General features: G+C 69.4%; 1 protein-coding gene. It reads left to right on the forward strand.

What is annotated here, in order from left to right; genetic code table 11:
* Positions 1-56 precede the first annotated feature (56 nt).
* Positions 57-1726, forward strand: a 1670-nt coding sequence (locus tag JFB92_RS24945) for a glycoside hydrolase family 43 protein (protein WP_199044658.1), incomplete at its 3' end; no start/stop codon positions are given.

A 1726-nucleotide genomic window follows, 5' to 3' on the forward strand; every position in this document is an offset into this window, starting at 1 on the left:
CTGCCACGGCGGCGACAACCAACGCTGGAACCTCGCCTGAGGGGCAGTGATCTCACATGTCATGGCTTGATCGCACCGGCACCCGCCGCGCGGTCCTGGCCACCGGAGCGGGGGTGTTCGCGGCTTCGGTCGTGAACATCCCCGCCGCCGGGGCCCGGGCCCAGCAGACCTTCGCCAACCCGGTGGTCTGGCAGGACTTCGCCGACGTCGACGTCATCCGCGTCGGCGACACCTTCTACCTGTCGGCCTCCACGATGCACTACTCCCCCGGCGCCCCGGTCCTGCGCTCGTGGGACCTGGTCAACTGGGAGTTCGCCGGCCATTCCGTGCCGCGGCTCGACTTCGGGTCCAAATACGACCTCGACGGCGGCCGCGGCTACGTCCGCGGCATCTGGGCGTCCTCACTGAACCACCGCCCGAGCGACGACCGGTTCTACTGGATCGGACAGATCGACTTCGCCGCCTCCTACATCTACACCGCGGACTCGGTCGAGGGCCCCTGGAGTCGGCACGCGCAGATCGGCCGGTCGTACTTCGACGCGGGGCTGCTGTTCGACGACGACGATTCCGTCTACGTCGCCTACGGCAACACCGAGATCCGCGTCGCCCAGCTCTCGGCCGACGCCACCCGCGAAGTCCGCGACCAGGCGGTCTTCCAGACCCCGAATCCGCCGGGAGTGCTCGAGGGCGCCCGCTTCTACAAGATCGGCGGCGACTACTACATCTTCCTGACCCGGCCGGCCAACGGCCAGTACGTCCTCAAGTCGACATCCGGGCCCTGGGGACCGTACGAGATGCGGGAGCTCCTCCTCGACCTGCCCGGACCGATCGACGGCGGCGGCGTGCCGCACCAGGGCGGGCTGGTCGACACCCCGGGCGGCGACTGGTACTACATGGCCTTCACCGACGCCTACCCGGGCGGCCGGGTTCCGACCATGGCGCCGATCACCTGGACCGGCGACGGCTGGCCGCAGGTACAGACCGTGAACGGCGAGTGGGGACGGGAGTACCCGTTCCCGAACCTGGCGCCGCGCCAGACCGAGCCGCTGACCGGCGTCGACACCTTCGGCGGGGCGGACCTGCATCCCAAGTGGGAGTGGAACCACAATCCCGACGACGGCCGCTGGTCCACCGGTGACGGCCTGCGCCTGGAGACCGCGACAGTCACCGACGACCTGTACTGGGCGCGGAACACCATCACCCATCGCATCCAGGGGCCCGCCTCCACGGCCACGATCGAGCTCGACTGCTCGTCGATGCGGGACGGGGACCGGGCCGGACTGGCGATGCTGCGGGACTCCTCGGCTTGGATCGGGGTCGCACGTGACAACGGCGCCGGCCGGGTGGTCGTGGTGAACGGCCTCGAGATGGACGGCGACTGGAACACGATCTCGACCGGTTCGGAGGCGGCCGACGCGGCCGGGGCGGGAGACACCGTCTGGCTGCGCGCCGAGTCCGACATCCGCCCCGGTTCGGGCCGCCGGGTCCAGTTCTCCTACAGCACGAACGGGACCGACTTCACCCGCCTCGGACCGGACTTCACGCTGAAGAGCGACTGGCAGTTCTTCATGGGCTACCGGTTCGCGATCTTCAACTACGCCACGCAGTCCCTCGGCGGCGCGGTCACGATGCGGCGCTTCGAACTGTCCATATCGGATGACTCCGGCCCGTCCTACCCCGAGCCCGGTGTGTTCTATCGGTTGGTGGCGCAGCACTCGGGGAAGGC

Source organism: Glycomyces salinus, assembly GCF_016428645.1.
Classification (GTDB): domain Bacteria; phylum Actinomycetota; class Actinomycetes; order Mycobacteriales; family Micromonosporaceae; genus Glycomyces; species Glycomyces salinus.